Genomic DNA, 6273 nt, shown 5'->3' on the forward strand with positions numbered 1-6273 from the left:
TGGTGCGCAATTGCGCACCGTAGCTCGCGCTTCGCGGGCTCCGGAAAGACGATCTAGGCCATGGTCGCGCTGCGCGGAAAAGAGATCGATGCCTTCCTCGCCCGCCCCGATGCGGGCCACCCGATCATCCTGCTCTACGGTCCTGACGCGGGCCTTGTGCGCGAGCGCGCCGATGCGCTGATCGCATCCGCCGTCGACGATCCCAACGATCCATTCTCCCTGGTCAAGCTCGATGGCGACGAGCTCTCCGCCGAGCCGTCCCGGCTCGTCGACGAAGCCATGACGGTGCCGCTGTTCGGCGGCCGCCGCGCCATCCGCATCCGCGCCGGCTCGCGCAGCTTTGCAGGCGGCATCAACACTCTGGCCGAGATGAACGTGAAGGATTGCCGCATCGTGATCGAGGCCGGCGAGCTGCGCCCGGAATCGCCGCTGCGCAAAGCCTGCGAGCGCGCCAAGTCGGCGGTGGCGATCGGCTGCTACCCCGACACAGAGCGCGACCTCGCCAAGCTGATGGAGGACGAGCTCCGCATCGCCAATTTGCGCATCGCGCAGGACGCCCGCGCGGCGCTGATGTCGTTCCTCGGTGGCGACCGCCAGGCCTCGCGCAACGAGCTGCGCAAGCTCACGCTCTATGCCCATGGCAAAGGCGAGATCACGCTGGACGACGTGATGTCCGTGGTCGCCGACGCCTCAGAGCTGAAGCTCGATCCCATCGTCGACGGCGCCTTCGCCGGCCGGCCCGACATCGTCGAGACCGAATTCGCCAAGGCCATGATCGCCGGCACCTATCCCGGCGTGATCATCTCCGCCGCGCAGCGTCAGGCCGCGTGGCTCCACAAATCGGCGCTCGCGATCGCGACGGCACGCCGGCCTCAGCCGTGCTCGATGGCGGCTTTCCACGGCTGCACTTCTCGCGAAAGCCCGCGGTCGAAACGGCGCTGCGCAATTTCAGCCCGGCCCGGCTTGCCGCCATCATCGAGCAGCTCGCGACAGCCGCGCTCGAGACCCGCAAGCAATCCACCCTCGCCGCCGCCATCGCCCAGCGCACGCTGATGGCGATCGCCGCGAATGCGAAGCGGCGGGGGTGAGGCTATCCACGTCATTGCGAGCGTAGCGAAGCAATCCAGAATCTTTCCGCGGAGGGACTCTGGATTGCTTCGCTGCGCTCGCAATGACGTAGTTGATGTAGGGGCGCGCCACACATTCAGCTGTCGTCCCGGCGCACACCGGGACGACAGCGAGGGCAGCTACAGCCCGCCCTTCGCCAGCCGCTTCATCACCTCGTCGAGCTGATCGAGGTTGCGGTAGTTGATCTGCACGGAGCCGCCGGGATCGCGGTGATTGACGGTGACCTTGAGACCCAGCGCGTCGCTGACGCGCTTTTCGAGATCGATCGTATCGGGGTCCTTTTCCTTCGCGCCAGCGCGCGCCTTCTGCGGCTTGCGCTCGGGCACGCCCTCCTCGTGCGCCAACGCCTCGGCCTGACGGACGTTGAGGCCCTCCGCGACGATGCGCTTGGCGGCCGTGAGCGGATCGGGCACGCCGATCAGCGCGCGGGCATGGCCGGCCGTCAGCTCGCCGGTCGCGATGAAGGCCTGCACCTCCGCCGGCAGCTTCGTCAGCCGCATCATGTTGGCGACGTGGCTGCGGCTCTTGCCGACGACTCTTGCGATGTCGTCCTGGCTGCGTTTGAACTCGTTGGCGAGCGCGTGATAGCCCTGCGCCTCTTCCATCGGGTTGAGGTCTTCGCGCTGCACGTTCTCGACGATCGCGAACTCCAGCGCATCGCTATCGCTGATGTCGACCGGCACGATCGGCACCTCGTGCAGGCCAGCCATTTGCGAGGCGCGCCAGCGCCGTTCGCCGGCGATGATCTCATAGCGATCCTGCGCGCCCTTCACCGGACGCACCACGATCGGCTGGATCACGCCGTGCTGCTTGATGGAGTCGGAGAGCTCCTTGAGCTCGGCCTCCGAAAAGGTACGGCGCGGGTTGCGCGGATTGGCCTTGATGAATTCGATCGGCACCTTGCGCTGTGCGCGCGGACGATCGACATGCTGAGCCTCGCCGCCGACATCACCGATCAGACTCGCAAGACCTCGGCCCAGTCGCGAACGCGCTTCGTCGGCCATCGCCAGCTCCCTTGGATTCACGGTGCAGCACTCCAGAACTGAATTTCACACTCTCGATCGTAGGGTGGGCAAAGGCGCGTCTTCGCGCCGTGCCCACCATCTTTCAATCGAATGGTTTTGGTGGGCACGCTTCGCTTTGCCCACCCTACGGCATCGTCAATGCGTCGTGCGCAGCTCGCGCTCGCGCTGGATCACTTCGGTGGCGAGCCGCAAGTAAGCTTCGCTGCCGACGCATTTGAGATCGTAGACCAGCACCGGCTTGCCATAGGACGGCGCTTCCGAGATGCGCACGTTGCGCGGGATCATGGTCTTGTAGACTTTCTCGCCCATGAACTGGCGGACGTCGGCGACGACCTGGTTCGAGAGGTTGTTGCGCGAGTCGAACATGGTCAGCACGATGCCGTGGATCGACAGGTTCGGGTTGAGCGTCGAGCGCACCTGCTCGACCGTCTGCAGCAATTGCGACAGACCTTCGAGCGCGAAGAACTCGCATTGCAGCGGCACCAGGATCGCATCGGACGCCGCCATCGCGTTCACCGTGAGCAGGTTGAGCGAGGGCGGGCAGTCGATCAGCACATAAGTGTAGTCGGCGTCCGGCGAGACGTTGTTGTTGAGCGCGCCGATGGCGTCGCGCAGCTTGAAGGCGCGGCCGGGGGTGGTGCCGAGCTCGAGCTCGAGGCCGGAGAGGTCCATGGTCGATGGCGCGATGTGCAGCCGCGGCACCGCGGTCGAGACCACGGCCTCGCGCAAGGCGGCTTCGCCAACCAGCACGTCATACATGGAGCAGGAACGGTTGCGGCGATCGATGCCGAGGCCGGTCGAGGCGTTGCCCTGCGGGTCGAGATCGACGATCAGGACGCGTTCGCCGATCGCTGCGAGCGCTGTGCCGAGGTTAATCGCTGTGGTTGTTTTTCCCACGCCGCCCTTTTGATTCGCCAGCGCCAGGATACGGGGGTGGCCATGCGGCACCTCATTGGTCTCTTGGGCGGTCTGTTCTTGCTGCGGCTCGTCAATCACGCTCATCGCAAATTCCCCACTCAGGCCCCTGAACGCCTCACCCGCGCCGTTCGACGGACGTCAGTTCCACGATCCATCCGTCACCAGTACGGCTACGATGGAGCTGAGGCCGAATATTCCAATATTTAGCGGCTTCGGTCAATTCAGCCTCTACATCTTGACCCTTGAGAAATAACGCCTTTGCGCCGTCGCGCATCAGCGGCTCCGCAAAGCCGATAAGTTGATGTAGCGGAGCCAGCGCACGCGCGGTGACGCAATCGACGGGGCCGGTGATTCTATCCACATTATCCCCGATCTCAGCGAGATGTACGACTCCCGGAGATGTGGTGACGCGAATCGCCTCGCGCAGGAACGCCGCCTTCTTGGCGATTCGCTCGACCAGATGGACGCTGGCATCCGGCGTCCCGGCCATGGCGCAGGCGAGCACGACGCCCGGGAAGCCACCGCCGCTGCCGAGGTCGGCCCAGCGTTTTGCCGCCGGCGCGAGATCAACGAGCTGAAGCGAGTCGGCAATGTGCCGGGTCCAAAGGTGCGGCAGCGTCGAGGGCGCGACGAGGTTGGTCTTGGCCTGCCACTCCCGGAGCAAGGCGATGTAGCGATCGAGCCGGTCCTCCGTTTCATGTGAAACGGGTGCGAGCTTGAGGGCCGCGATCTTGTCGGCAGCGATGATCGCGTCTAGCGATTGATCGGCGGCGCTGGCCTTGCCGGCCTTCAGCTTGGTCGGCCCCAGCCCGGATCGACGACCGGCGCCCTCGCCCGCAATGGATTTTCCTGATGACGATCTGCCGCCTCCCGGCCCGCGCTGTTTCACGTGAAACGCCTATGCGATCGCCTTTGAGGTCTTCCGTGCCTCGCGCCGCAGATACGCAGCGAGAATGCCGAGCGCGGCCGGTGTCATCCCATCGATCCGGCCGGCCTGGCCGACCGTGAACGGCCGGGCCTTTTCCAGCTTGGCCCGCACCTCATTGGAGAGACCGGGAACCTGCTGGTAGTCGACCTCAGCCAACACCATCCCCTCGTCGCGCCGGAAGGCTTCGACATCGGCGCTCTGGCGCTCCAGATAGACGTCGTATTTGGCGTCGATCTCGAGGTGGGTCGCGATGACGGGGTCGATCGCCGACAGCTCCGGCCAGATCGCGCGGACCTGGCCCCAGCCAATATCTGGGTACGCCATCAGCTCGAAGGCAGATCGGCGCTGGCCATCGCGGTTCAGGGACAGTCCGTACTTGATCGCCTCGTTCGGGGTGATCGCGAGCGACTTCGAGAGCGTTCGGGCCGCGTTCAGGGCATCCATCTTGGCGCGGTGGTGCTGCGTGCGGGCACTGCCGACACACCCCAAGGTGATGCCCTTCTCGGTCAGACGCTGATCGGCGTTGTCGGCCCGCAGCGTCAACCGGTATTCGGCCCGGGAGGTGAACATCCGATAGGGCTCGCTGATCCCGCGGGTGACGAGGTCATCGATCATCACACCGAGATAGCCATCCGCCCGGTCGAATACGGTCAGCGCGGCCCCGCTCGCCCAGAGCGCGGCGTTCAACCCGGCCACGATGCCCTGCCCGGCGGCCTCTTCGTATCCGGTGGTGCCGTTGATCTGTCCTGCCAGGAACAGACCGCGTAGACGCTTGGTCTGGAGGGTCGGATCGAGCTCCCGGGGATCGATATGGTCGTATTCGATGGCATAGCCCGGACGGACCATCTTCACCCGCTCCAAGCCAGGAATGCTGGCGAGGATCGCGAGCTGGACCTCTTCGGGAAGTGAGGTCGAGATGCCGTTGGGATAGACGGTCGTGTCGTCGAGCCCTTCCGGCTCCAGGAAGATCTGATGCCCGTCGCGGTCGCCGAAGCGGACGATCTTGTCCTCGATCGACGGACAATAGCGCGGACCGGAGCTCTTGATCTGACCGGAATACATCGGGGAGCGATGGACATTGGCACGGATCACCTCATGGGTCGCCGAGGTGGTCCGGGTGATCCCGCACTGGATCTGCGGGGTCGTGATCTGCTCCGTCATCACCGAGAACGGCTCCGGCGGTTCGTCGCCAGGCTGCATCTCGACCGCCGACCAGTCGATCGTGGTGCCATCGAGACGGGGTGGAGTCCCCGTCTTCAGCCGCCCGAGGGTAAAGCCGGCGCGCTCAAAGGAGCTGGACAGGCCCATCGCTGGCGCCTCGCCGACACGACCGGCGGGCCAATTCTTCTCGCCGAGATGGATCAGACCGCGCAGGAAGGTGCCGGTGGTGACGACAATTGCCCCTGCCCGAAGCTGCCGGCCGTCGGCCAGGCGCAGAGCGGTGACCCGGCCTTCCACCACGATCAGCTCGTCAGCCTCACCCTCGATGACGGAAAGACCCTCGGTTTCCCTGATCGCGGCCTGCATCGCGGCCGCATAGAGCTTCCGGTCAGCCTGAGCGCGAGGACCACGGACGGCCGGACCCTTGCGACGATTGAGGACGCGAAATTGGATGCCGCCGGCGTCGCCGACCCGGCCCATCAGACCATCGAGAGCATCGACTTCGCGGACCAGATGACCCTTGCCGAGACCGCCAATGGCGGGATTGCAGGACATGGCGCCAACGGTGGAGAAACGGTGCGTCACCAGAGCGGTCGTTGCACCCATCCGCGCAGCAGCCGCCGCGGCCTCACAGCCGGCGTGACCGCCGCCAATCACGATGACGTCGAAACTCTCTCGCTCTGTTCGCATGAGCGGACTTCTAGCTCAGAGGCGGAAAAGCCGGAAGTGGAAACTGGGTGGCAGATGTTTCACGTGAAACGATGCGAGAGCAAATTTTGTGAAAACAACCCCATGCACATAGAAGGGGCGGACATTGTTTCACGTGAAACGAGAGCGCCGTTCGATGGGTAGGGATTGCAAAGCCGTCATTGCGAGGAGCCCTTGCGACGAAGCAATCCGTCTGCCTCCGCGGAGAGACGCTGGACTGCTTCGCTGCGCAATGACGGGCGGGGCGTCGCTCTCGCTCCCTGTTTAAATACCCGGGGATCGAAGCATGGCGAGATTGAGCGCTAGGTTTTTCGGCTCCCGGCCGTCACTGTTTTCGGGCTTAATTGAAGAGGACCAAGGCCGAAACCTGTTTCAAGTGGAACAACGGTCTCCACCGTTTCACGT

At 64.7% G+C, this 6273-nt stretch carries 4 protein-coding genes and 1 pseudogene; 1 reads left to right on the top strand and 4 read right to left on the bottom strand.

What is annotated here, in order from left to right; all coding sequences use genetic code 11:
- The first annotated feature begins 60 nt into the window (after positions 1-60).
- A pseudogene (holA, locus tag CWO91_RS21485) lies at positions 61-1088 on the top strand (DNA polymerase III subunit delta).
- A gap of 159 nt (positions 1089-1247) precedes the next feature.
- Here the strand turns inward: holA and CWO91_RS21490 are convergent.
- The 4 genes from CWO91_RS21490 to mnmG form a co-directional block, all read right to left on the bottom strand.
- Positions 1248-2132: a ParB/RepB/Spo0J family partition protein gene (locus tag CWO91_RS21490; protein ID WP_165405606.1), complete on the bottom strand. Its 885-nt coding sequence runs from the start codon at positions 2130-2132 to the stop codon at positions 1248-1250.
- A gap of 156 nt (positions 2133-2288) precedes the next feature.
- Entirely contained in the window at positions 2289-3155 is an 867-nt protein-coding gene (locus CWO91_RS21495; protein WP_130216057.1) for a ParA family protein, read from the bottom strand.
- A 31-nt stretch (positions 3156-3186) separates the two neighbouring features.
- Complete coding sequence (rsmG, locus tag CWO91_RS21500; RefSeq protein WP_433995569.1) at positions 3187-3864, bottom strand: 16S rRNA (guanine(527)-N(7))-methyltransferase RsmG; 678 nt, start codon at positions 3862-3864, stop codon at positions 3187-3189.
- Between the two features lie 105 nt (positions 3865-3969).
- Positions 3970-5850: a tRNA uridine-5-carboxymethylaminomethyl(34) synthesis enzyme MnmG gene (mnmG, locus tag CWO91_RS21505; protein ID WP_130216061.1), complete on the bottom strand. Its 1881-nt coding sequence runs from the start codon at positions 5848-5850 to the stop codon at positions 3970-3972.
- Positions 5851-6273: the final 423 nt, after the last annotated feature.

This window comes from Bradyrhizobium genosp. SA-3, from assembly GCF_004212635.1.
Lineage (GTDB): Bacteria > Pseudomonadota > Alphaproteobacteria > Rhizobiales > Xanthobacteraceae > Bradyrhizobium.